Origin of the sequence: Streptomyces sp. CA-181903, from assembly GCF_050937075.1 — a bacterium.
Classification (GTDB): Bacteria; Actinomycetota; Actinomycetes; order Streptomycetales; family Streptomycetaceae; genus Streptomyces.
In genome coordinates, this window is the sequence record NZ_JBNJLY010000001.1 from 7,149,140 (window position 1) to 7,170,103 (window position 20,964).

27 protein-coding genes and 1 pseudogene are annotated in these 20,964 nt (G+C 74.1%); 8 read left to right on the forward strand and 20 right to left on the reverse strand.

Annotated elements, in window-relative coordinates:
* Nucleotides 1-33: 33 nt before the first annotated feature.
* Nucleotides 34-1,503 carry a hypothetical protein gene (locus ACQEVS_RS31670; protein WP_433026558.1) on the reverse strand — a complete coding sequence of 490 codons (1,470 nt, stop codon included), beginning with the start codon at nt 1,501-1,503 and terminating at the stop codon, nt 34-36.
* A 122-nt stretch (nt 1,504-1,625) separates the two neighbouring features.
* The gene (locus ACQEVS_RS31675) at nt 1,626-1,925 is read right to left on the reverse strand and encodes a hypothetical protein (protein ID WP_433026561.1); all 300 of its coding nucleotides are present in this window, start codon (nt 1,923-1,925) and stop codon (nt 1,626-1,628) included.
* Nucleotides 1,926-2,048: 123 nt separating this feature from the next.
* Between ACQEVS_RS31675 and ACQEVS_RS31680 the strand changes: the two genes are divergently transcribed.
* Nucleotides 2,049-2,417 carry an arsenate reductase family protein gene (locus tag ACQEVS_RS31680; protein ID WP_398273106.1) on the forward strand — a complete coding sequence of 123 codons (369 nt, stop codon included), beginning with the start codon at nt 2,049-2,051 and terminating at the stop codon, nt 2,415-2,417.
* 35 nt (nt 2,418-2,452) lie between these two features.
* Here ACQEVS_RS31680 and ACQEVS_RS31685 read toward each other — a convergent pair whose 3' ends face one another.
* Nucleotides 2,453-3,658 carry a flavin-dependent oxidoreductase gene (locus ACQEVS_RS31685; protein WP_433026565.1) on the reverse strand — a complete coding sequence of 402 codons (1,206 nt, stop codon included), beginning with the start codon at nt 3,656-3,658 and terminating at the stop codon, nt 2,453-2,455.
* Nucleotides 3,655-4,026, reverse strand: coding sequence for a YybH family protein (locus ACQEVS_RS31690; protein WP_433026568.1), 372 nt, complete (start codon nt 4,024-4,026; stop codon nt 3,655-3,657). The genes ACQEVS_RS31685 and ACQEVS_RS31690 overlap by 4 nt, the downstream gene beginning before the upstream one ends.
* Before the next feature lie 106 nt (nt 4,027-4,132).
* Between ACQEVS_RS31690 and ACQEVS_RS31695 the strand changes: the two genes are divergently transcribed.
* The gene (locus tag ACQEVS_RS31695; RefSeq protein ID WP_433026571.1) at nt 4,133-5,023 is read left to right on the forward strand and encodes a LysR family transcriptional regulator; all 891 of its coding nucleotides are present in this window, start codon (nt 4,133-4,135) and stop codon (nt 5,021-5,023) included.
* Nucleotides 5,024-5,271: 248 nt separating this feature from the next.
* Here ACQEVS_RS31695 and ACQEVS_RS31700 read toward each other — a convergent pair whose 3' ends face one another.
* The gene (locus ACQEVS_RS31700; protein ID WP_433026574.1) at nt 5,272-5,856 is read right to left on the reverse strand and encodes a hypothetical protein; all 585 of its coding nucleotides are present in this window, start codon (nt 5,854-5,856) and stop codon (nt 5,272-5,274) included.
* A gap of 538 nt (nt 5,857-6,394) precedes the next feature.
* Between ACQEVS_RS31700 and ACQEVS_RS31705 the strand changes: the two genes are divergently transcribed.
* Nucleotides 6,395-7,210: an SDR family NAD(P)-dependent oxidoreductase gene (locus tag ACQEVS_RS31705; protein WP_433026577.1), complete on the forward strand. Its 816-nt coding sequence runs from the start codon at nt 6,395-6,397 to the stop codon at nt 7,208-7,210.
* Here ACQEVS_RS31705 and ACQEVS_RS31710 read toward each other — a convergent pair.
* Nucleotides 7,158-7,934, reverse strand: a complete 777-nt coding sequence (locus ACQEVS_RS31710) for an ATP/GTP-binding protein (RefSeq protein ID WP_433026580.1) — start codon at nt 7,932-7,934, stop codon at nt 7,158-7,160. The genes ACQEVS_RS31705 and ACQEVS_RS31710 overlap by 53 nt on opposite strands.
* A 176-nt stretch (nt 7,935-8,110) precedes the next feature.
* Between ACQEVS_RS31710 and ACQEVS_RS31715 the strand changes: the two genes are divergently transcribed.
* Nucleotides 8,111-8,824, forward strand: a complete 714-nt coding sequence (locus ACQEVS_RS31715) for a class I SAM-dependent methyltransferase (RefSeq protein ID WP_433026583.1) — start codon at nt 8,111-8,113, stop codon at nt 8,822-8,824.
* 13 nt (nt 8,825-8,837) lie between these two features.
* On the opposite strand, the gene ACQEVS_RS31720 is transcribed toward ACQEVS_RS31715, so the two are convergent.
* Complete coding sequence (locus ACQEVS_RS31720; protein WP_433026586.1) at nt 8,838-9,299, reverse strand: MarR family winged helix-turn-helix transcriptional regulator; 462 nt, start codon at nt 9,297-9,299, stop codon at nt 8,838-8,840.
* Nucleotides 9,300-9,356: 57 nt separating this feature from the next.
* Between ACQEVS_RS31720 and ACQEVS_RS31725 the strand changes: the two genes are divergently transcribed.
* Nucleotides 9,357-9,764: a VOC family protein gene (locus ACQEVS_RS31725; RefSeq protein WP_433026589.1), complete on the forward strand. Its 408-nt coding sequence runs from the start codon at nt 9,357-9,359 to the stop codon at nt 9,762-9,764.
* A gap of 15 nt (nt 9,765-9,779) precedes the next feature.
* On the opposite strand, the gene ACQEVS_RS31730 is transcribed toward ACQEVS_RS31725, so the two are convergent.
* The 5 genes from ACQEVS_RS31730 to ACQEVS_RS31750 form a co-directional block, all read right to left on the reverse strand.
* Nucleotides 9,780-10,175: a hypothetical protein gene (locus ACQEVS_RS31730; protein ID WP_433026592.1), complete on the reverse strand. Its 396-nt coding sequence runs from the start codon at nt 10,173-10,175 to the stop codon at nt 9,780-9,782.
* 113 nt (nt 10,176-10,288) lie between these two features.
* Nucleotides 10,289-11,239: an anti-sigma factor RsbA family regulatory protein gene (locus tag ACQEVS_RS31735; RefSeq protein ID WP_433026595.1), complete on the reverse strand. Its 951-nt coding sequence runs from the start codon at nt 11,237-11,239 to the stop codon at nt 10,289-10,291.
* Nucleotides 11,240-11,369: 130 nt separating this feature from the next.
* Nucleotides 11,370-11,624: a WhiB family transcriptional regulator gene (locus ACQEVS_RS31740; RefSeq protein WP_433026598.1), complete on the reverse strand. Its 255-nt coding sequence runs from the start codon at nt 11,622-11,624 to the stop codon at nt 11,370-11,372.
* 186 nt (nt 11,625-11,810) lie between these two features.
* On the reverse strand, nt 11,811-12,695 hold the full coding sequence (locus ACQEVS_RS31745; protein ID WP_433026601.1) for an RNA polymerase sigma factor SigF: 885 nt from the start codon (nt 12,693-12,695) through the stop codon (nt 11,811-11,813).
* A gap of 187 nt (nt 12,696-12,882) precedes the next feature.
* Nucleotides 12,883-13,053 (reverse strand): hypothetical protein, encoded by a 171-nt coding sequence (locus ACQEVS_RS31750; RefSeq protein ID WP_004947742.1) that lies wholly within the window; start codon nt 13,051-13,053, stop codon nt 12,883-12,885.
* A gap of 215 nt (nt 13,054-13,268) precedes the next feature.
* Between ACQEVS_RS31750 and ACQEVS_RS31755 the strand changes: the two genes are divergently transcribed.
* The gene (locus ACQEVS_RS31755) at nt 13,269-13,442 is read left to right on the forward strand and encodes a CsbD family protein (protein WP_004947741.1); all 174 of its coding nucleotides are present in this window, start codon (nt 13,269-13,271) and stop codon (nt 13,440-13,442) included.
* Between the two features lie 124 nt (nt 13,443-13,566).
* Here the strand turns inward: ACQEVS_RS31755 and ACQEVS_RS31760 are convergent, their stop codons facing one another.
* The gene (locus ACQEVS_RS31760; protein ID WP_433026605.1) at nt 13,567-14,016 is read right to left on the reverse strand and encodes an SRPBCC family protein; all 450 of its coding nucleotides are present in this window, start codon (nt 14,014-14,016) and stop codon (nt 13,567-13,569) included.
* A 268-nt stretch (nt 14,017-14,284) separates the two neighbouring features.
* On the opposite strand from ACQEVS_RS31760, the gene ACQEVS_RS31765 reads away from it, so the two are divergent.
* A complete protein-coding gene (locus tag ACQEVS_RS31765; RefSeq protein WP_433026608.1) occupies nt 14,285-14,551 on the forward strand; it encodes a hypothetical protein in 267 nt (88 codons plus the stop codon).
* A gap of 38 nt (nt 14,552-14,589) precedes the next feature.
* Here ACQEVS_RS31765 and ACQEVS_RS31770 read toward each other — a convergent pair whose 3' ends face one another.
* Together ACQEVS_RS31770 and ACQEVS_RS31775 are read right to left on the reverse strand one after the other, a co-directional pair.
* The gene (locus ACQEVS_RS31770) at nt 14,590-16,647 is read right to left on the reverse strand and encodes a phosphocholine-specific phospholipase C (protein ID WP_433026611.1); all 2,058 of its coding nucleotides are present in this window, start codon (nt 16,645-16,647) and stop codon (nt 14,590-14,592) included.
* 306 nt (nt 16,648-16,953) lie between these two features.
* Nucleotides 16,954-18,765, reverse strand: coding sequence for a hydroxysqualene dehydroxylase (locus ACQEVS_RS31775; protein ID WP_433026614.1), 1,812 nt, complete (start codon nt 18,763-18,765; stop codon nt 16,954-16,956).
* A 177-nt stretch (nt 18,766-18,942) separates the two neighbouring features.
* Here ACQEVS_RS31775 and ACQEVS_RS31780 point away from each other — a divergent pair, with 177 nt between their 5' ends.
* Nucleotides 18,943-19,140: a hypothetical protein gene (locus ACQEVS_RS31780; protein WP_433026617.1), complete on the forward strand. Its 198-nt coding sequence runs from the start codon at nt 18,943-18,945 to the stop codon at nt 19,138-19,140.
* Between the two features lie 55 nt (nt 19,141-19,195).
* Here ACQEVS_RS31780 and ACQEVS_RS31785 read toward each other — a convergent pair whose 3' ends face one another.
* The 5 genes and pseudogenes from ACQEVS_RS31785 to ACQEVS_RS31805 form a co-directional block, all read right to left on the reverse strand.
* Nucleotides 19,196-19,483 (reverse strand): gas vesicle protein K, encoded by a 288-nt coding sequence (locus ACQEVS_RS31785; protein WP_433026620.1) that lies wholly within the window; start codon nt 19,481-19,483, stop codon nt 19,196-19,198.
* Complete coding sequence (locus tag ACQEVS_RS31790; protein ID WP_433026623.1) at nt 19,480-19,722, reverse strand: gas vesicle protein; 243 nt, start codon at nt 19,720-19,722, stop codon at nt 19,480-19,482. The genes ACQEVS_RS31785 and ACQEVS_RS31790 overlap by 4 nt, the downstream gene beginning before the upstream one ends.
* Nucleotides 19,719-20,126: a GvpL/GvpF family gas vesicle protein gene (locus ACQEVS_RS31795; protein WP_433028114.1), complete on the reverse strand. Its 408-nt coding sequence runs from the start codon at nt 20,124-20,126 to the stop codon at nt 19,719-19,721. The genes ACQEVS_RS31790 and ACQEVS_RS31795 overlap by 4 nt, the downstream gene beginning before the upstream one ends.
* A gap of 26 nt (nt 20,127-20,152) precedes the next feature.
* Nucleotides 20,153-20,563: pseudogene (locus ACQEVS_RS31800) on the reverse strand (GvpL/GvpF family gas vesicle protein); the annotation flags it as partial.
* Nucleotides 20,560-20,961 (reverse strand): gas vesicle protein, encoded by a 402-nt coding sequence (locus ACQEVS_RS31805; protein WP_433026626.1) that lies wholly within the window; start codon nt 20,959-20,961, stop codon nt 20,560-20,562. The gene ACQEVS_RS31805 and the pseudogene ACQEVS_RS31800, both read right to left, overlap by 4 nt.
* Nucleotides 20,962-20,964 lie beyond the last annotated feature (3 nt).

A 20,964-nucleotide genomic window follows, 5' to 3' on the forward strand; every position in this document is an offset into this window, starting at 1 on the left:
CCGTCGCCGCCCGGGGGCAGAAGGGGCGGGGACTCAGCGGTACTCGGCGAACCGGGGCCGCAGCCCCGCCCCGACGAGGAGCACCGCGCCGCCCAGCACGCCCGCCGGCACCGCGGGCCAGCCGGTCAGCCGGTCGCGGGCGGACGCCGTCCGTTCCGTGAGGACGTCCAAGTGGCGCGCGGACAGGGCGTCGAGCGAGCCCGCGAACTCCCAGAAGTCGAACGGGATCCGCCCGCGCCCGAGTTCGGTGAGCGTCAGCACGGCCGCGTCCGTCCGCCCGGTGGCGTGCTCCTCCCGCATCCGGCGGTCGTCGTCGCGGAACCGCGCGTACCGGTCGAGGACGGCCCGGTGGGCGGCGCGCCCGGGGGCATAGGTGTAACCGTCCGGCGCGAGGAGGGAGTCGAGGCGCGCGGTCAGGCCCTCGAACCTGCTCACGGCGGCGGATCCGGGGCGGGTGTCGTACACGAACCAGCGGCCCTCGGTGGCCGCCGCCTCGGCGGCGACCGCCCGGGCCTCGGCCAGCCGGGCCCACGGGCGCAGACCGTCCCGCGCCGCGCCCCGGACGCCGTCCGCCGCCGACAGGAACGCCCCGGTGCCCAGGACGGTGACGACGGCGGCGGCGACCGTCGCGGCGCACAGCGCCGGGTTGAACACCCGCCGGTAGCGGCGGGCCAGCCGCCACTGGCACCAGCCGAGGACGGCCAGGGCGGCGGCGCCCGTTCCGGCCGTGGCCCACGCGGCGGTCACGGCCGCGTCGTGCGCGCGGTCCGCCAGCCCGTCCGCCCGCCGCGCGTACCCGGACGCCAGGGCGTCCGCCGCGGGCAGCAGTTCGCGGTGCATCACCTCGCCCGCGTCGACGGACAGGGTGACGGCACCGGCGGGCGGCCGGCCGGCGGGCCGGTCCGGCGCCGTCTCGTCGACGGCGGACGACCGCGCGGTCAGCTCGTCGTACCGGCCCAGGCCGTCCAGCAGCGCCCGCACCCGGACGCTCTGGGCCGGGTCCCCGCCCAGCCGCCGCAACAGATCGCTGACCTCGGCGCGCCGCTGCCGGGCGGTGAGCAGGGCCAGGACGCGGTTGCCGACCTGGAAGTCGTCCGCCGACCGGCCCGCGGGCAGGACGGCGGGCCGGTCGGCGGAGTGCCCGGGCACCAGCGCGTTCGCGTGCTGCGCGTCGAGGTCGGCCAGGGCGAAGCGCAGCCCGGCCGCCGTCGCCGCCCGCTCGGTGACGGTCTCCCGCAGCCGGTCCGTGTCGGCCCGCACCACGACGGCACCGGCCACGGCCGCCGTGCACAGCGCCGCCAGGGCGGCCACCATCAGCAGCGCCTGCGCCCCCAGCCGGCGCACCGGCGCGGCCGGACCGCGCCGCCGCCGTGGCCGGGCCCCCGTCCCGCCGCCCCCGGTGGCCGGGGGCGCCGGCGGCGGACCCTCCGGCTCCGGCACGGCCCCGGCCGCGACGGCCGGCGCCGGGGCGGCCGGGGCCGGAGCGACCTGCTGGATCGTCATACGACGACGCTACGGACGGGCCGGAACCGCCGGATGACGGGCGGGGGAACGGGCGACGGCCGGGCGGTTGCGGCGCGGGGGGCCGGCGTCCGGGCCGCTCATGGGACCGGACGCCGGTGCGGTCAGCGGCGGGCGGCGCGGGCCGCGGGCGCCTCGGCGTGGATCAGCGACCTGACCATCCGGCAGGTCGCGTTCGACGGCGGGCGCACGCCGATCCGGTCGGCGACCCGGCGTATCCTGCGGTTGCTCGCCTGCTCCGGCCGGTAGGCGCCGCTGTGGAGCAGCGCTATGGCGAGGCGCATGGCCTTCAGCCGGCGGTTGTGGGACTCGTACCACTCACGCGGATGCCCGGCGGGCAGCCGCTTCCTCGGCAACGTCGCGAGGGTGCACGGGTCGGTGAGCGGTGCTGCTGCTGCGGCCATCGGCGTCCTCCTGACGAAGGGGTCGGGCGACCTCTTCACTACCCCTCCATTCTACTGCCGGGCACTGACAATCGCCCCAGCTCAGGCGGGATTTGACGGGGTGAGGGCGGTACCCTGTGCGGCATGGAGATCTGGATCAACCCCGCCTGCTCGAAGTGCCGCTCGGCCGTCAAGCTGCTCGACGAGGAAGGCGCCGAGTACACCGTCCGCCGCTACCTGGACGACGTCCCCGACGAGAGTGAGATCCGCGCCGTGCTCGACCGGCTCGGACTGGAGCCGTGGGACATCACCCGCACCGGGGAGGACGAGGCCAAGGAGCTCGGCCTGAAGGACTGGCCGCGCGACGCCGCCGCGCGCGACCGCTGGATCGGCGCCCTCGCCGGGCACCCCAAGCTGATCCAGCGGCCCATCATCACGGCGGACGACGGCACCGCCGTGGTGGGCCGGACCGACGAGGCGGTACGGGAGGCGCTGTCCCGGTCGGCCGGCTGACGGCCGGAGCCCGCCGCTCCGTATCTCTCCCCCGGTCAACGGGGTGTCAGCGACGGGCGGGCGTTGAGGACGGCGGGATCGCCCCCGCTCGCCCGCCGGTAGACGTCCGTGATGCGGGCGAAGTGCTCCCCGCTCCGCCCGCCGTCGTCCGGAACCACGCGCCCCGCCTCGTTCATGGCCCGGTTGGCGCGGACCACGGCGGCCGTCGCCTCCCGCCGCTCGTCCGCGTAACGCGCCAGCGCGGCCGGCACGTCGTCGCTCCCCGCCAGCGCGTGGGCGAGCACCCGGGCGTCCACGACGGCCTGGGACGCGCCGTTGGCCCCCACCGGGTACATCGGGTGCGCGGCGTCGCCGAGCAGGGTGACCCGGCCCCGCCCCCAGGACGGCAGCGGCTCCCGGTCGACCATCGGGTACTCCAGGATCCGCTCGGCTCCGGTCAGCAGGCCCGGGACGTCCAGGAAGCCGAGTGACCAGTGCGCGTAGTGGGGGAGGAGGTCGGCGAGCCGGCCCGGGCGGTTCCAGCCCGCCTCCTCGCCGAGGGGCCCCGGCGGCGCCTCCCGGACCAGACAGACCCAGTTGATCCGGTCGCGCCCGATCGGATAGGCGATGAACTCGGCGTCCCCGTCCCGGACCAGGACCGCCGACCGCCCGGTGAGGAAGGGCTTCCCCTCCGTCACCCCGCGCCACATCCGCACCCCCGACCACAACAGGGGCCCGCCGTCCGGGTGCAGCAGGCCGCGGACGGCCGAGTGCAGCCCGTCCGCCCCGACCAGCGCCCCGGCCTCCACGGTCCGCTGCCCGCCGGTCGCCCGGTCGAGGAGCCGGACCCGGACGGCCGGCCCGGTGTCGGTGAAACCGGCCAGCCGCGTCCCCGTGCGGACGGCGTCCGGGCCCAGCCGGTCGCGGACCGCGGCGAGCAGCATCAGCTGCAGCTCGCCGCGGTGGACCGAGTACTGCGGCCAGCGGTAGCCCTGGGCGACGCCACGCGGTTCGGAGAACAGGACCGTGCCGTCACGGTCGCAGTACACGTTCTCGGCGGTCGGCACGCCGATGGCGGCGAGGCCGTCGCCGAGCCCCAGCTCGGTGAGTTCGCGGACGGCGTGCGGCAGGAGGTTGACGCCCACGCCGAGCGGGCGGATGTCCCGGACGCTCTCCACGACGGTCGCTTCGATCCCCGCGGCATGCAGGCTGAGGGCGGTGGTCAGGCCGCCGATGCCCGCCCCGGCGACGAGCACGCTCACCGGCCGGCCTTCGACTCGGGCCGGTCGATGATCCGCAGCCAGGTGCCGTCGGGCTCGCGCCGGACGACCTGCACCCTGCCACCCGTGTCGTCGGCGGACCGGGTCGACGTGAGGGCGAGGTCGGCCCCGTAACGGACCGTCGGCAGCGGCGGTTCGAGCGTGAACGGCAGCTCCGCGTGGAGCAGGAGCCGCTCGCAGACGGCGCGGATCGCCTCCCGGCCGACCGTCGCGCTGCCGGGCGGGAAGGCGAGGACGGCGTCGGGCGCGTAGAGCGCGGCCATCCCCTCGGCGTCGCGGGCGTTGGCACGCTCGACGAACAGGCGGGTCAAGTCCTCGGGAGTGGTGGCGCCTTCACGGACGTCGATCATGGTGGTGCTCCTTCGGTGCGGTGTCGCTGCCTTCTGGTAACCAGCCTCCTCCGGGGCGCATCAGAAGTCCAAGACATGGAAAGTCTGACTGCTAGCATCGCTGGTTATGGAACTTCGCCAGCTCGAGTACTTCGTGACGGTGGTGGAGGAACGGAACTTCACCCGGGCCGCCGAGCGGGTGCGCGTCGCCCAGCCCGGGGTCAGCGCGCAGATCCGCAAGCTGGAACGGGAGCTCGGGCACGAGTTGCTGGACCGCTCGGGGCGGTCCGTGACACTCACCGAGGTCGGCGCGGCCTTCCTGCCGCACGCGCGCGCCGCCCTCGCCGCCGTCGAGCGGGCCCGGCTCGTCGTCGACGAGATGGCCGGACTGCTCCGGGGGCGCGTCGCCGTCGGCACCGTCACCTCGCACAACGCCGACCTGCCCGGACTGCTCGCCGGCTTCCACCAGGAGCACCCGGCGGTCGAGATCACCCTCGCCGAGGACACCACGGACCACCTGGTCGACGGCCTCCGCGGCGGGCGCTTCGACGCGGCGATCATCAGCGTCGGGCGAGAGGGCCCGGCCGGTGTCTCCCTGCACGTGCTGGAGGACCAGGCGATCGTCGCCGCGGTCGCCCCCGGCCATGAACTCGCCGTCCACCCGGTCGTCTCCCTCGACACCCTGCGTGACCGGCCGCTGATCAGCCTGCCGCGCGGCACCGGCCTCCGCGCCCGGCTCGACGAGGCGTGCGCCGCGGCCGGATTCCGGCCGCGCATCGCCCTGGAGGCCGGTGATCCCGGCACCCTCGCCGAACTCGCCGCGCACGGGCTCGGGGCGGCGATCCTGCCGGGGGAGTACGCGGCTTCCCGCGCGCCGGAGCTGGTCTCCGTGGCCATCGACCCGCCGGCCTTGCGTGGCCGGCTGGCCTTCGCCTGGCGCACGGATGGTCCGACCGGTCCGGCGGGGCGGGCGTTCATCGCGCGGGCGCGGCGGGTGCTCGCGGGGCCGGGCCGGTGAGGGTGCCCCGGTCCCTCCCTTTCACCGTTTCTTCCAGGGCTGCGCCCCGGCCCCCGGCATCGCGGCTTCGCCGCGAGGTCCTCAAACGCCGGACTAGTTGGTTGTCGCGCCCGGACGCGGAATTCAGCCCGTCCGGCGCTTGAGGACAACCGCGCGGAGCGCGGTTTCGGGGTCTGGGGCGTCAGCCCCAGGAAACCGGGGGCACCTCCCAGCGTAGCCGGGGGAGAAAGGGAGGGACCGGGGCCCCCTCACAACCCCGACCGCTCCGGCCATATCTCCACCACCCGCCGCGCCGCCTCCCCGAGGCCACTCGTGTCCAGCGCGGCCGCGGTCTCCGCTATACCCTCGTCCGGCCACTCCAGCGTCAACGTCAAGGGCCCGTCGTCCGGCACCTCGGACAGCAGGAGCCGCACCGGCCGGTGGAACGCCCCGCCGGGATCCGTGCCGTACTCCCGGAGCGTGAGGGGGCGTTCACCGCTCTCGTCGAGCGTGGTCACGCGGCGGCCGTCCGCCAGACGCAGGCTCACCCGCAACGCCCCCGCGCCGGGCCGGGCGTACCAGGCGTCCCCGTAGACCTCGTCCGTCCGCCGGCGCCGCCAGAAGATCTGCAGACACAGCGTCACCTCCTCGGGCCACACCTCCCAGCCCGTGAACACCACCCGCACCCGAGGCCCCTCGGCCACCTGAGCGACCCGGGGGAGGACCGTCGGCAGGTACCGGTCGGCCGGTGGCCCGTCGTCCCCGTGGCCCGACCCCGCCGGCCCCAGGTCGACGAACTCCGGACGGTCCGGCTCATGTTCGGCCGGCACGGCCCGGCCGTCGAAGAATCCCATGGCTGTCCTCCCCGCACCCGCCCTCACGGGTACTCCCACGAACGATCGTGACAGAGGGGTCTGACAATCCCCCTCGGGCCTCCGGGCTTCCGGGCTTCCGGGCGTCTGAGCGTCCGGGCGTCTGGGCGTCCGGGCGAACGGCGTCCGGGCGGACGGCCGCGCCGGATTCTGTCTCTCCGATCACGATCCGAGCCGGATATCGGAGCCGGATGAGGAGTGCGGCGGCGGTGACGGTGCCGAGGAGGACGCATCCGCGCTTGACGTAGCGGGCGGCGACGGCCCTGAACCGCTTGAGCTTGTGGACTGCCCGTTCGACGGTGTCGCGCTTCTTGTAGCGGGCTTTGTCGAAGCCCGGGGCCGTCCGCCATGTGATCCCCGGCGACGGCGGCCGACCGCCTGCTCGGTCTGCTCCGTTCCTCGCCCCGCACCCAGCCACGTGCCGAGCGGCAGCGGCACCCGCTCGGCCCGGCGATGCCGGCGCTTCGTATGATCGCAGTGCGGGGTACCGGAAGTTGACCAGCTTCGGAGGCGAACGGCCATGTCGGAACAGCGTGTTGTCCTGGTGACGGGCGGGGGAACGGGAATCGGGGCCGCCACCGCCCGGCTGCTGCGCACCGCCGGGCACCAGGTCGTGATCTCCGGGCGGCGGCCCGAGCCGCTGCACCGGGTGGCCGAGGAGACCGGAGCGCTGGCACACCCTTCCGACGCCGCCGACCCCGAGGCCGTGCGCGAGCTCGTCGAGAAGACGGTGACGGCCTACGGGAGACTCGACGGTGTGGTGCTCAACGCCGGAATCGGGCGGCCCGGCGCGGTCGGCGACATCGCGGTGGAGGACTGGGAAGAGCTGATACGGACCAACCTCACCGGCCCGTTCCTGCTGCTGCGTGCCGCGCTGCCGCATCTGCTGGCGGCCCGCGGGGCGGTGGTCGCGGTCGCCTCGGTCGCCGCGCTCCGCAACAGCGTCGCCAACGCCGGCTACGCGACGTCCAAGGCGGGTCTGCTCCACCTCTGCCGCTCCCTCGCCGTCGACTACGGGCCGCAGGGGCTGCGGGCCAACGCGGTGTGCCCGGGCTGGGTGCGCACGGAGATGGCCGACCGGCGGATGGCGCGGTTCGCGGCGGAGGCGGGGCTGGCGGGCGGCGCCGAGGCGGGGTACGAGGAGGCGACCCGGCTGTCTCCCGCCATGCGGCCGGGTGAGCCGGAGGAGGTCGCCGAGGCGATCGGCTGGCTGTTGTCGCCCGCCGCGTCCTACGTCAATGGAGCCGTCCTGACCGTCGACGGCGGGGTGACCACCTCCAGCGTCAGCGGTGTCGCCTTCGACTACCGGATCGAGGCGCGCACCCCGGGCCTGTGACGGACTCCGGGCAGGCCCGTTCCACAGGGCCGGCGGGCCGGCCCTCCTCGCGCCGACGCCGGAACGCGACGGCCGCCACATGCTCGCGCGTCGTCCGGTCCAGTAGCACCACCGAGGCCGCCTCCGGCACCGGACCCCCGCCGGGCCCGCCGGCGCCGGGCGCCGCGAGCGCGTCCAGCAACCGCCGCAGCCCGCGCCGGTGCCGGTCGAAGACGCGGGGGCGGGTCCACCGGCCGCGTGCCTCCTGGCCCGCCAGGGCGTCGGCCGCCGTCACGTCCAGGAGCACCAGGTGCAGTTCGCGGCCCCGGCGCCCGGCCTCCCGGGCGAGCAGCCGCCGCGGCCACGCCCGGCTGCCGCAGTCGTGCACCAGCAGCGGCCCGCCCGCCCGGACCGCGTTCCACAGCCGGCGGGCGTGCACCAGGCGCGCCCACGGCCGGTACACCGCGTACGGCAGCCACGCCGGCATCACCGCCGCGCAGTCCTCGTGCGCGTCCCTCGGGTCGACCACCGGCGCGGCCCCCGACCAGCGGCGGATCAGGGTGCTCTTGCCGCCGCCGGGCAGCCCCGACACGACCAGCACGGCGTCGGCGGGGTACACCAGCAGCGCGGGGGCCCGTTCGCGTCCCCGCAGGTCCACCAAACCCCTCGGACGCGGCGCCGGTTCCGGCCGTCCGGCCGACGCCTCCCGTACGGCGGTCGCGGCCGGCCTGCGTATGTCGTCCACTGCTCCCACGGTCCCTTCGGTCACGAGCCCTGTCGCCCGGCGCGGTCACCGCCGGAGTCCCGCACAAGACGCCGGGGGAGCGCGGAGGGTTGAGTGCCGCGCCCGCGGGGCCCGGCGCCCCGGTCCGGACGTGACCCGCGCCGCGGACGGGTCGTTGGCCGACTGTGATCGACGACATGCCCCGGGGCGGCCCCGGCGCCGCGTGGTGGGACCGGCTGTACGAGACCGACCGCCCCGAGTACCTCGACCGCGCCGACGCGGAGGGCCGGCGCCGCCGGGTGCTGCGCGGACTGGCCCGGCTGGAGCGGCTCACCCTCGCCCACCGGACGTTCGGCGCCCTCGTCCTGGACGGGCTCGGGGACGTGCCCCGGCCGCGCGTCCTCGAACTCGGCGCCGGGGACGGCGGACTCGCCCGCTGGGTCCTCGACCGGCACCCGGCCGCCCGGGCCACCGTCAGCGACGTCGCCCCGGACCTCGTCGAGGCGCTGCGGGCGGGACCGCTCGGCCGCCACGCGCGGGCCACCGTCGAACGGCTCGACGCCACCGCGATCGACGCGCCCGACGGCTCCTACGACCTCGCCGTGTTCAGCCAGTCCCTGCACCACCTGCCGCCCCGGGCCGCCGCGGACGTGCTGCGCGAGGGCACCCGCGTCGCCCGGCGGCTCCTGATCATCGACCTGTGGCGCCACCCCGCGTGTCTGGCGGCCGTCCCTCCGGCCTTCCTCTGCGGCGGCCCCGCCCAGGCGCACGACGCCGTCGTCAGCCTGCGCAAGGCGTACAGCCCGGCGGCGCTGCGGCACTTGGCGGACGCCTGCGGCGCGCCCGTCGCCCTGCGCACGCGGTTCCTGCCGCCCCTCCACCTGGCGGCCGTCGCCACCAGGCGGGCGTGAGGCGCGCGCCGCTTCACGGCCGTCCCCGGTCTCCCTCGGCCGCTTCCGCATGGCGGAAGACCTTGTCGAGCAACGTGTGCAGCCGTTCCCGCTCCTGCCCGGTCAGCGGGGCGAGGAGCTCGTCCTGCGCGGCGAGCACCTCGTCCGTGAGCCGGGCGAGTTCCCGGGCGCCCGCGGGGTTGAGGGCGACGGTCAGGCGGCGGCGGTCGCGGGGGTCGCGGGTGCGCTCGACGTGGCCGAGGGCGGCCAGGTCGTCCACCACCTTCGTCATGTCGCTGGGGTCGATCGACAGGCGCCCGGCGAGCTCCCGTTGGGCGTGCGGGCCGAAGTCGGCGAGGGCGGCGAGCACGGCCATGTGCCACATCCGCAGGTCGCGGCCGGCCAGCCGGGCCGCGACCCGGCCGCGGGCGTTCTTGCCGACGCGGGAGAGGAGGTAGGGCGTCAGGGCGGTGAGGGTGGGGGGCGTCTCGGGCACGCGAGTATTGTAGGTGTCCACCCATCATTGGTCAGAACCCACGATCCAGGGGGCGTCATGGATGCACTGCATCCCCGGCTGCTCGTCGGCCGGTTCGCCGAGACCTTCCGCTTCTACGCCGCCGTCCTCCCCGAACTCACCGGCGCCCACCTGGTCCACGGTACGGAGGAGGGGCCCTATGCCCACTGGGACCTGGCCGGCGAGGGCGTCCTGATGCTGCTCGACCGCAGGGCCATGGACGACATCACCGGGGCGCCGGCGGAGGCGGAACCGGCCCCCGCCGACCGGACGGTACTCGTCAGCCGGGTGCCGGACGTCGACGCCGGGTACGCCCTCTGCCTGCGGCACGGCGCCACGGCGGTCGCGGCGCCCGCCGGGCGGCCGGAGTGGGGGCCGACCCTGCGCACGGCCCACGTCCGCGACCCCGAGGGCAACCTCGTCGAGTTGCAGTCCTACGACGGCTGACGGCCGCCAACGACGTTACTTCCGGATCTCCACGCACTTCGTGCCGAGCGGCTTCAGTTTGCCCCCGGTCTGCTCCCAGCCCTCGGCGCAGATCTTCGTGTGGTCCGGCACGCCCCGGCCCCAGGCCACCGTGTACCGCAGCCCCTCGTGCCAATGCTGCGACGCGCTCTTGTTGTCGACGCCGCCGCCGTACAGCCGGTAGTGGCCGAAGAACTTCGCGCCGGGGGCCGGAGTGACCGTCGCCCGTGCCACGTAGAGACCGCTCCGCTCGACCACCAGGCAGGTCTGTCCGACACAGTCGCCACCGCCCGCCGAGGCCGGTGGCGCCACGGCGGCGCAGAGTGCCAGGGTCCCCACCGCGGCCATGGCCGTGCGTACGGCCCACCGCGTTTTCGCAACGACGCGCTTCATCCGTCCCGTTCCTTCCCGTCGGCCCGGTGCCTCACCGGCGCCCGCCCACGCTCGCCGTTCCGGGCGGCCGCGCGCAATCGAACTCCGCCGGATTCACCCGCACGACGGGTGGTTCAGGGCGCCGGGACGCGGGAGAGGAGGCAGCGTGTCGTGGTGCCTCCGGGCCCGGTGTGGGTACGGACGAGGTCGCTGAGGGTGTGGACGAGCAGCAGCCCCCGGCCGCCGGGCCGGTCCGGCGCGGGTGGCAGGCGGCCGGCCAGCGGATCGCCGACGTGCCCGCGGTCCTGCACCTCCCACACCACGTGACCGCCCTCGGCCCAGATCCGCACCGTCCCCGTCCCGCCGCCGTGCACCACGCTGTTGGTGGTCAGCTCGGCGACGGCCAGTGCCAGGTCGTCCCGGCGCTCGGGCGCCAGCCCCAGCGCCACCGCACGCTCCACCACGGCGTGCCGCGCCTCCGGCAGCAGCTCGTCGTCGAAGTCGAAGGAGAGGACGGACCCGGCACGCGGCGGCGGCAGCGGCTGGTTGTAGGCGGCGATGATGTGGTCCGGCGCGTACGAGCCGCTGGGGCCGTTGCGGTCGCCGTCGATGATCACCGGGTGGGTCGCGTACGCGTCGGCCACCGCCCGCGGATCCAGCCGCGCCGTGTCGTAGGGGCAGACTATGGTGACCCTGCGGCCCGCGAACGCGTGGTTGATCAGGGCCTCGTGCTGGACGCACGCCGGGTACTCCGTGGCGGAGCGGCTCGCCCAGATCGGCTCGCCGACGATGCGGACGTGCCGGTCCGGATGGGCGTCGGCGAAGGCCCGCAGCACTCGCGGAATGATCCGCCCCGGATTGCGGCCCGCCTCCTCCATGTCGACGAACCGGACGCCGGACCCGTCCGCGCCCAGCGCGTCCCGCAGCAGCTCCAGCCGGGCGCGGGGCACGGCGATCGCCACCGGGTCGCCGTGGGCCAGTCCCTCGCGGACGAACGCCGTGAGCGCGGCGACGTATTCTCCCCCGTCCCGGTAGAACAACGCCGGGTGGACGAACGGCCCGGCCGGGGCCGTCGTGTCGGTCACAGCGTCACCTCGATCACTGGCGGGTCGGGACCGTACGCCCGTCGCGGGTCCGCTCACCGTCCCCGCGGGACGCGCGGGGGCACACGGTGGACCCGGAACGCCCCGCCCCGCCGGGAGCTCCGCCACCGTACTAGGAAGAGGTACCCACACGGCGCCTTCCCGTCCCCCGGCGGAGCTCACGCCTGTCCCCTTCGCTCGTTCCACCCCACACTCCGTACTCCTGCCGGGTCTCCAAAGCCCAACGCAGACATTCTTCCCTCACCGGGCAGCGGGCACAGACCGATTTGGCCCCTTCGGTCTGCGCCAGCGCGGAAACCCCCGTGCCGATGGGAAAGAACAGGTCGGGATCCTCGTCCGTGCAGGCGGCGTACTGTCGCCAGTCCACGTCGGTACCTCCGTTCCGGCCGTTCCGGGATCGTCCCTCTCCCCACGCCTCGCCCGGAAGTCCGGAAATAACCCTGGAAGAAGTCCTTCCGAAGTGCTTCCGCGCGCACGACGGCGCCCCTCGGCGGCCGGAGGGCCGTGAGGGGCGATGTCGTGCGGGGTGGGACCGGCCGCCGGAGGGCGGTGGTCACTGCTGGGCGAGCATCTTCTTGCGCAGCCGGGCGAGCGTACGGCTGAGCAGCCGGGAGACGTGCATCTGGGAGATGCCGAGCTCGGCGCCGATCTGCGACTGGGTCATCTCCTGCCCGAAGCGCAGCTCCAGCATCAGCCGTTCCCGCTCGTCCAGTTCCGCCAGCAGCGGCTTGAGGACGTGCAGCGCCTCGACCTTCTCCAGGTTCTCGTCCACGGTGCCGATCCGCTCCGACCACGAGCGCGAGGAGTCGTGGCCCCGCGGCCCGGGCTCGGCGGGGGTGTCGATGGAGTGGGCGGAGTAGCCGTTACTGGCGACCTGGGCCTCGATGACCTCGTCCTCGGAGAGGTCGAGCACCTCGGCCAGCTCCTTGACCGTCGGGGAGCGGCCGAGCCGGCTGGAGAGTTCCTCCGTCGCCTTGACGAGCTCCACCCGCAGCTCCTGGAGCCGGCGGGGGACGTGGACGGCCCAACTGGTGTCACGGAAGAAGCGCTTGATCTCGCCGGTGATGTAGGGGATGGCGAGGGTGGTGAACTCGACCTCCCGGGTCAGATCGAACCGGTCGATCGCCTTGATCAGACCGATCGTGCCCACCTGGACGATGTCCTCCATCTGGTCGGCGCGGCCGCGGAAGCGGCCGGCGACGTAACGCACCAGGGAGAGGTTCATCTCGATGAGGGTGTTCCGGACGTACTGGTACTCGTGCGTACCCTCCTCCAGGACCGCCAGCCGGTCCAGGAAGAGCCTGTTCAGAGCCCGGGCGTCGCGCGGGTCGATGCCTCCCGCGTCCTCCACCTGTGGCAGATCCACACCGAGAGGCCCACCCACCGCAGTGCTGCTCCGCTCGGCCTCGACCGTCTGCGTCACGCTCGTGCTGGTCACGTGCGCCCTCCTTCAACTGTGCTTGACAGTTCGGCTCCTGCCCCGGGTTTGCCGGGACATGCATGCAGGCAGGGCGATTTTCGGCCGGACTTCCGAAAGAATCCGGCCGGACAGCATCGGGGCCCGGCGGGGATCAGGTCCCGCCGGGCCCTGAGGACGGGGCCGTGATGGCTGTGATGTCAGCGGGTCACCATCGGTACCAGCGGCTGCGGCCGCCACCGGAGTCGACGGAGCGCACCAGGAAGCCGAGCAGCCAGATGACGAGCACCGCCACCGCGACCCACCACAGAATCTTCACGGCGAATCCGGCACCGAAAAGGATCAGAGCGAGGAGCAGGACGAGGAGAAGGGGAACCATGTAAATCAACCTCCGACGTGTCGTCTTCCCGATGCTTTCGCTTTTATCCTGGCTTCCTTTCTTCATGCCAGGCCGATACAGATTCGAGACCGAACCCGCCCGGCGCGCGTACGACTCGGGTGCGCCGGTGACCGATGGGTTTACGGGGAGCCGGTCCGGGCACCCGACCGGATGAAATCGGCACGGACCGCCATCGACACCGAGGAGATTTCGAGATGAGCGCTCAGGAAAAGGCCAAGGCCAAGGCGGAGCAGGCCAAGGGCAAGCTCAAGGAGCAGGCCGGCCGGGCCGTCGGCAACGAGAGCAAGGAGGCCGAGGGCCGGGCCGACCAGGCCAAGGGCGACCTGCGGGGCGCCAAGGAGAAGGCGAAGGACGCGTTCCGCGACTGACGTCCTTCCGGCAGGTACCCCGAGGGGGCCGCGGTCCTCGGACCGCGGCCCCCTCGCCGTGCCATAACGCGGAACGCGGAACGCTCCGGGATCCGGGATTCCGGATCCCGGAGCGTTCGCGGGCTCACACCCGGCCGCGCCACCGGCCCGTCTCCAGGCCGCGCGACTCGATGAACGTCTTGAACCGCTCCAGATCGCCCTTGGCCTGCCGACGGATGAACCCGAGCTTGTCGCCCACGGTGTCCACCAGGCCCTCCGGCGTATGGTCGAACTGGAGCATCACCTTGGTGCGGGCCGCGTCCAGCCGGTGGAACGTGACCACGCCGGCCTGCCGGACGTCACCGTCGACCGTGGTCCACGCGACCCTTTCGTCCGGGATCTGCTCGGTGATCACCGCGTCGAACTCGCGCCGGACGCCGTCCGTCTTGGTCACCCAGTGCGTCAGCGTCGGCGAACGCTGCTCGATCCGCTCCACGCCCTCCATGAATTGCGGGAACTCCTCGAACTGCGTCCACTGGTTGTACGCGGTGGTGACCGGAACGGCCACCTCGACGGATTCCTCGATCTGCGACATGGTGCCTCCTTGCGCGCTGCGTACGCGCTGCATGTGAGAGGAAAGGCGGACACCTGGCGGATGCCCGGGAATCCGGTGGGCAGACGTTCCCTTTCGGCTGATACGGAGGAACACATTCGTCGCCGGAGAACCACAGGTCCCGGTGACGAGGCCGGAAACACCCCCATTGCCTGCGCCCTTTTCCGCGCCGGTACGCGCCCCGCAGAATGGGCGCCCGGGCGTCACCGGAAGGAACGCGCGGAAACCATGACGAAGGGGGCGCGAGCGGATGAACACCCCCGGCAGGGACCATCCGGGTTTCGTCACCCTCTCGGCCCGGCTGACCGGACGGGACGAGGACGAACTGCGGGCGACCGGGCTCGTCCGGCTGTACCACGACGCCACCCTGGAGCGGGTCGGCCGGGAGGCCGTCGGGCGGTTCCTCGACGACCTCGACGCGGCCGCCGGCGACCCCGACGCCCTGGTGGACCCGGAGTCGCGCGACATCGCCCGGGCCATCGTGCACCTGTGGCGGACGGGCGTCTGGCCGCCCTGACCCGGGGTGGGGGAGCGGCCGGACGCCCGGACGGGGACTCAGCGGGTGGCGATGGCCGGGTCGCTCACCCCGGAGGCGCCCGTCTCCACGTGCCCGGCGAAGCGTCTCAGGAAGGTGCCGTCCTCGTGCGACACCACCGACACGTCGTACCACCGCTTGCCCGCCCGGGTCCGCACCGTGTGCCGCACGGTGGCGCCCGGCCGGACGGTGACGGTCTCGGCCGGGCCGCCGTAGGCGTCGGTGACGGTCAGGTGACAGTCGGCCGTGCCCTGCTGGGTCAGCGTGAGGTCGAGGTCGCCGGTGGCCGCGTTGTGACGGGCGGTGATCTCGGGGCCCGCGATGCCGCCGGGGCCTCTGAAGCTCCGGAGGAAGCCGTTCGGGCCGTGCACCGTGAGGTCGTAGACACCCTTGGAGTAGGCCGTGTTCCAGGTGTCGGCGATCTTCTTTCCGGCCTCCGTGGTGTACGTCCACGGGCCGTCCGTGCGGTTGGGCGAGGTGACGAGGAACTGGGCGCCCGCCGCCTCGCCGCCGTCGAACGTCAGGGTGAACCGGCCGGTCGTCGGCGCCGCCGTCCCGTCGGTGAACGGCGCGTAGGGCAGTGGCCGGGTGGGGCGGGAACCCGGCTCCTGGCGGGGGAGGGTACCGGTCGCGGGCGGCTTGGGGACGTAGTCGGGGTGGCGCAGCCGGTCCGGGGGCCGGTAGCCGTCCGTGGACGGCAGCGCGGCGGCCCCGGTGCTCGCCCGGCTGAAGTCGAAGGCCGAGGTGAGGTCGCCGCAGACCGCCCGCCGCCACGGCGAGATGTTGGGCTCGCGCACCCCGAAGCGGCTCTCCATGAACCGGATGACCGAGGTGTGGTCGAAGACCTCGGAGCACACGAAGCCGCCGGTGCTCCACGGCGAGACGACCAGCATCGGGACGCGCTGCCCCAGCCCGTACGGCCCGGCCGTCCTGCCGATGCTCCCCTTGTAGAGGTCGGGGCCCGGGTCGACGGTGGACAGGCCCTGGGCGGCGGACGCGGGCGGGAACGGCGGGACGACGTGGTCGAAGAAGCCGTCGTTCTCGTCGTAGGTGATGAACAGCGCGGTGCGGCTCCACACCTCCGGGTCGGCGGTGAGCGCGTCGAGCACCTGCGCGATGTACCAGGCGCCGTAGTTCGCGGGCCAGTTGGGGTGCTCGCTGTACGCCTCCGGCGCGGCGATCCAGGAGATCTGCGGCAGCCTGCCGGCCTTCACGTCCGTCTTGAGGACGTCGAAGAGGCCGTCGCCCTTGCGGGCGTCGGTCCCGGTGCGGGCCTTCTCGTACAGCGGATCGCCCGGCTTGGCGTTGCGGTACGCGTTGAAGTAGAGGAGTGAGTTGTCCCCGTAGTTGCCGCGGTAGGCGTCACCGGTCCAGCCCCACTTGCCCTTGGCGTCCAGGCCGTCGCCGACGTCCTGGTAGACCTTCCACGAGACCCCGGCCTTCTCCAGCCGCTCGGGGTAGGTGGTCCAGCCGTACCCCGCCTCCTCGTTCCCGAGGACCGGACCGCCGCCCTTGCCGTCGTTGCCGGTGTACCCGCTCCACAGGTAGTAGCGGTTGGGGTCGGTGGACCCGATGAACGAGCAGTGGTACGCGTCGCAGAGGGTGAACGCGTCGGCGAGGGCGTAGTGGAACGGTATGTCCTCGCGGGTGAGGTACGCCATGGTGGTCGCCGTCTTGGCCGGCACCCACTGGTCGTAGCGGCCCTTGTTGAACGCCCGCTGCCCGCCCGCCCAGTCGTGGTTGAGGTCCTGGAGGAACTGCATGCCCAGGTGGTCGGCCTCGGGACGGAACGGCAGGATGTCGCGCTTGCCGTCCGACTGGTGCCAGACGGACTTCCCGCTGGGCAGGGTCACGGGCCGCGGGTCACCGAAGCCGCGGACACCCCGCAGGGACCCGAAGTAGTGATCGAAGGAACGGTTCTCCTGCATCAGGACGACGATGTGCTCGACATCCCGGATGCTGCCGGTGCTCCGCCGGGCCGGAATGGCGGCGGCGCGGGCGATGCTGCCGGACAGCGCGGTGAACGCGGCGGTGCCGCCGGACAACTGCAGGAACCGCCGGCGGTCGATCTCTCCCATGGGCAAGGTGACCTCTGAGGGTGTGTGGGGGAAGGGGGACGAAGCGCTCCAAGGACAGCGAGGCGGGTGGACGGGGCGATGGCGACACTGTGACGCCGGGGAGTACGGGAGGGGAACAGGGTGTCGCGCCAACCCGGGGCAGCGGGAGGTCTCGGGGCTCCGGGAGGTCCTGAAACCCCGGGAGGTTTCGGGACTCCGCGAGGTCCCGGGGCCGGGGGGAACCCGGAGTCTTGGAAGATCCCGGTACCTCGGGAGTTCCAGGAACCCCAGGAGACCCCGGAGCCTCCGGCCCCCGGAGCGTTCCGGTCAGCCGACGTCCAGGATGTGCCGCTGCCCCTGCCGCCAGCGTTCCCGGTCCAGCGCCCGGGCCGCGGCGAACTCCGGCGCCTCGTACCCCCGGAAGGTCCGTACCTCCGAGCGGTCGCCCCCGCCCGTACCGCCCGCCGCGGCGAGGATCGCCCCGGCGGCCCGGCGGCCGGCCTCGTTCGCCGTCTCCATCGAGGCGAAGTCGATGTTGCTGTACGTCCGGACGTGATCGGCGGCCAGGAACAGGTTCCCTACGGCGGTGGTCGCCTCGGGCCGCAGGTCCCAGGAGCCGGCGGTGTTCATCAGGAACGGATCGTCGTCGCGCAGGCCGCCGCTCCCGTCCTCGGTGATCGCCTCGTCCAGGTACCAGGTCTCCAGCAGGGCGTCGTCCAGCGGCGCGTGGTCGGCGAGGTGCGCCTTCATCTGCGCCCACACCTCGCGGGCGACCTCGGCCCGGGTGCAGCGCCGGGCGGGCTTGCCGTAGAGGATGCCCGGCGTCTCCCACTCGGAGATCACCACGGACAGCGACTCCCGCACCCGCCCGTCGCCCCAGGTCCGGGCGAAGGGCGCCGACCACACCCGGGACTGGGCGATGGACGCCAGCTTCCAGGGGGAGTCGACGTGGACGACGTGGCCCCGGATGCCGGGGGCCTGTTCGCGGAGGTAGTACTGGATGCCGCTGCACCAGGTGTGCCGCAGCCCGTCCATGGCCGCCAGCCGGGGGTCGGCCGACCGGAGGGCGGGGTTCCAGAGGCGGACGGCCCGGTCGGCGGGGAGGGCGACCACGAACCAGTCGGCGTCGATCCGTTCCGTCGCGCCGTGCACGGTCCGGGCCGTGGCCGAGGCGATCCGGCCGTCGCGCAGGTCGAGCCGCTCCACGGAGCGGCCGAAGGCGAACCGCACACCGAGCGAACGGAGGTGGGCCGCCCAGGGGTCGAGCCACGCCTCGCTGGTCGGCGCGTCGAAGACGCGGTCGAACGGGCCGCCGGCGTCACTGCCGCGGCCCTCCAGGTCGTAGAGGATGGACTCCATGCCCTGGCCGCAGGTCCGGGTGCTGGCGACGGGCGCCCGGAGCGCCTGCAGCAGCTGGACGCCGCCGCCCAGGTACTTCTGGTAGTCCTCGGACATCCCGTCCGCCCGGATGAAGTCCCACCAGCGCACGTACTCCCACTGTCCGAACCGGCGTTCCGTACAGCTGGTCAGGAGCATCACCGCCTGTTTGGCGAAGAACAGCGCCTCCCACGGCGGCAGGCGCACGCCTTCCTGGAGGAGGCCGGCGAGCGAGGTGATCAGCAGGTTCGTGTCGGAGAGCGAGGAGGGGACCCACCGGTCGACGGGCACGGGGATGTCCGGCCGCCCCGGGACGCGGGCGAACTCCACCCACCGCACGGGGGTGAGACGCGAGTGGACGCTCCGGCCGCCGGGCAATGGGATGCGGCGGAGGGTGTCGGGAAGGTTGTGGTAGAAGCCGAACACCCCGCGGTGGCCGTGCTCGCCGGGCAGGTCCCGGCGGCCCCCGGTGCCGGTGTGCGGGACGTACAGGGAGCGGGCCTTGCCACCGGGGACCCCGCGGCGCTCGTACACCGTCACCGTGAAACCGCGCTCCGCGAGCTCGTGCGCGACGGTGAGGCCGCCGACCCCGGCACCGATCACGGCGACGCGGCGGCCGTCGGCCGACCGCGCCGTCCGCCGGGACGCGGACCGCGCGGTGCCCGGCGCCAGGCCGGACGCGGCACCGGCCGCCGCTCCGAGGAGCACGGCGCGGCGGCGGGGGACCGCGGACGGTCCGGTGGCAGCGGGCAGTTCGGGCATGGAGCGCACCCCTTCCTCCGGAGCCCGGGCCGGAGGGACCCGGGTGCTCACGGCGGACGCTACGGGCCGGGCGCGCGCGGGGTGCGGAAAACGCCGCCGGGTCCGCCGAACGGGTTGTGGCACCTCTCGTGGCTGCCGCCGCCCCACCCGTCGGTACGACCATGGGATCATCGGCCGATGAGGAAGCGGGAGCGGGAGTGCGAGCTCTGCGGGCGGCTCGGCCGGAGGCGCCGGCGGAGGTGCCGGGGGTGCCGGACCGGGGGGTTCGAGGCGGGGGACGCCGTGGCCGACATCGCCGAGGCGGCGGTGGAGGTGGGGGCGTTGCGGGCGGCGGCGCGTGGGGTGAGCGCCCTGCTGAGGGCGTTCGACGTGTGACGCGGGCGGGCCGCTCGCCGGTGCGGTGGTCTTGCGGGGGCGAGCGGCCCGTCCGTCACCGGCGTCCCAGCAGCGATCCCAGGGGGCCGAGGTCCAGGTCGAGTTCCTCGGGGTCCAGGCCGTACTGCCGGCAGAGGCCGTCCATGCGGTCGGCGAGCAGCATCAGGGTCATGCCGATCCGCTCCTCCTGCTCCTCGGTGAGATCGCCCTGGTCGACGCGGCGCAGGGCCTGACGCTCCATCAGTTCCCGGAGGAGTTCGAGGATGGTCAGGATGATTTTCATCAGGTCGCGTTCGACCGTGTCCTGGTCCAGCTCCACGCGGCGGTTCGCGGCTGCGCTCATGTCTCCGTCCCTCCCTCCAGCGCTCGTTCGCCGGCCTCGGCCGGGTCAGGCCGGTCCTCCCAGGGCGAGGGCACACGGGCGTCCACGGAGCTGATCAGGGCCCGCAGGTCGATCCGGACGAGGTCGACGTCCGCGATCCGCAGGGTGAGGTCGCCGGTGAGCACCACCCCGCCGGCGAGCAGCCGGTCGAGGAGGTCCACCAGGGACAGCCGCTCCGCCGGGAGCCCGTCGGCGTTCACGGGGCGTCCGGTACGCAGGGGTCGTGGGTGACGAAGGAGTAGGGGGCCCACGGTCCCGTCAGCCGGACCCGGAATCCGTCGGGGGCCCGGTCCGTCAGCCCGGACACCGTCCTCGTGAACTCCTCCGCGCGGTCCCGGGGGACCAGGTAGGCGGCGTTGAGGAGGTTGCGGCCCGGGTGCGCGGCGAGGGGGGAGTTCTGCGGCGGGTACAGCCGGACCGCCTCGGCCAGGGCGGCGAGCGTCTCGTGGACCGCCTCCGCCTCCCGGGCCTCCTGCCGCGCTCCCGCCTCGGCGGCCCGGCGCTCGGCACCGCGCCGTCGCAGGTAGTCGCGGCCGGACGGGGGCCGGCCGGCTTCGGCGGTGCCTCGGCCGGCGCCGAGGTGGCGTAGACCGTGACGCCCCACTCCACGCGGCCCTCCAGCCGGTCGAGCGCGGTACCGAACGCCTCCCGGCCCGCCGTCAGCATCCGCCGCAGCCCGGCCTCGTCGTGGTAGACGGTCGCCAGGCGCAGCGGCAGTGCGCAGGGGAAGAGGGAGACGGCGGCGTCGACCACCCGCTGGTGGCCGCGGGCCACCCGCTCCAGCCACGCGAGGTCCTCCAGCCGCTCGCGCAGCGCGTCCTCCTCGAACTCGGCCGCGGGCACCCGGCCCACCAGGGCCGCGAACCCTTCGTGACACACCTCGCGCACCGGCTCGCCGGCCACGCCCGTCACCGTGTCCGGCACGTCGTGGTCCGCGCCGGTGTCCCGGGCGACCGCGTAGGCGTACAGCAGCTCGCCCCCGGCCGCCGGCTTCTCCTCGGTCGCCAACTCCCCTGCCGGCACCGGCTTCCCTTCGGTCACCGCTCCTCACCTCCCGTTCCGTCCGCCGCCCCGCCGTCCGCCGGTCGGTCCCGGACGGCCTCCGCCTCCCGGTCCGGCAGGGCCGGCCGTTCCTCCTCCAGCGCGGCGAGGCGCGCCCGCAACCGCTCGTTCTCCTCGCGCAGTTCGCGGGAGCGCGCGCCCGAGGACAGCGAGGGGTCGCTCTCCCACCAGTCGATGCCCATTTCCTTCGCCCGGTCGACCGAGGCGACCACCAGACGGAGTTTGATCGTCAGCAGTTCGATGTCGAGCAGATTGATGCGGATGTCGCCCGCGATCACCACGCCCTTGTCGAGCACCCGCTCCAGGATGTCGGCGAGGTTGGCCCCCGAACCCTCCGCGGGGGAGCGGGCGTCGGGCAGTCGGCTCGGGAAACTCATGGA

Excerpts from the sequence above, each read along its gene's own strand:
- ACQEVS_RS31670 (WP_433026558.1), bottom strand. The coding sequence starts at position 1,503 with ATGACGATCCAGCAGGTCGCTCCGGCCCCGGCCGCCCCGGCGCCGGCC.
- ACQEVS_RS31680 (WP_398273106.1), top strand. The coding sequence starts at position 2,049 with ATGGAGATCTGGATCAACCCCGCCTGCTCGAAGTGCCGCTCGGCCGTC.
- ACQEVS_RS31705 (WP_433026577.1), top strand. The coding sequence starts at position 6,395 with ATGTCGGAACAGCGTGTTGTCCTGGTGACGGGCGGGGGAACGGGAATC.
- ACQEVS_RS31755 (WP_004947741.1), top strand. The coding sequence starts at position 13,269 with ATGAGCGCTCAGGAAAAGGCCAAGGCCAAGGCGGAGCAGGCCAAGGGC.
- ACQEVS_RS31695 (WP_433026571.1), top strand. The coding sequence starts at position 4,133 with ATGGAACTTCGCCAGCTCGAGTACTTCGTGACGGTGGTGGAGGAACGG.
- ACQEVS_RS31780 (WP_433026617.1), top strand. The coding sequence starts at position 18,943 with ATGAGGAAGCGGGAGCGGGAGTGCGAGCTCTGCGGGCGGCTCGGCCGG.
- ACQEVS_RS31715 (WP_433026583.1), top strand. The coding sequence starts at position 8,111 with ATGCCCCGGGGCGGCCCCGGCGCCGCGTGGTGGGACCGGCTGTACGAG.
- ACQEVS_RS31770 (WP_433026611.1), bottom strand. The coding sequence starts at position 16,647 with ATGGGAGAGATCGACCGCCGGCGGTTCCTGCAGTTGTCCGGCGGCACC.
- ACQEVS_RS31765 (WP_433026608.1), top strand. The coding sequence starts at position 14,285 with ATGAACACCCCCGGCAGGGACCATCCGGGTTTCGTCACCCTCTCGGCC.
- ACQEVS_RS31750 (WP_004947742.1), bottom strand. The coding sequence starts at position 13,053 with ATGGTTCCCCTTCTCCTCGTCCTGCTCCTCGCTCTGATCCTTTTCGGT.
- ACQEVS_RS31785 (WP_433026620.1), bottom strand. The coding sequence starts at position 19,483 with ATGAGCGCAGCCGCGAACCGCCGCGTGGAGCTGGACCAGGACACGGTC.
- ACQEVS_RS31690 (WP_433026568.1), bottom strand. The coding sequence starts at position 4,026 with ATGATCGACGTCCGTGAAGGCGCCACCACTCCCGAGGACTTGACCCGC.
- ACQEVS_RS31805 (WP_433026626.1), bottom strand. The coding sequence starts at position 20,961 with ATGAGTTTCCCGAGCCGACTGCCCGACGCCCGCTCCCCCGCGGAGGGT.
- ACQEVS_RS31700 (WP_433026574.1), bottom strand. The coding sequence starts at position 5,856 with ATGGGATTCTTCGACGGCCGGGCCGTGCCGGCCGAACATGAGCCGGAC.
- ACQEVS_RS31760 (WP_433026605.1), bottom strand. The coding sequence starts at position 14,016 with ATGTCGCAGATCGAGGAATCCGTCGAGGTGGCCGTTCCGGTCACCACC.
- ACQEVS_RS31725 (WP_433026589.1), top strand. The coding sequence starts at position 9,357 with ATGGATGCACTGCATCCCCGGCTGCTCGTCGGCCGGTTCGCCGAGACC.
- ACQEVS_RS31775 (WP_433026614.1), bottom strand. The coding sequence starts at position 18,765 with ATGCCCGAACTGCCCGCTGCCACCGGACCGTCCGCGGTCCCCCGCCGC.
- ACQEVS_RS31675 (WP_433026561.1), bottom strand. The coding sequence starts at position 1,925 with ATGGCCGCAGCAGCAGCACCGCTCACCGACCCGTGCACCCTCGCGACG.
- ACQEVS_RS31730 (WP_433026592.1), bottom strand. The coding sequence starts at position 10,175 with ATGAAGCGCGTCGTTGCGAAAACGCGGTGGGCCGTACGCACGGCCATG.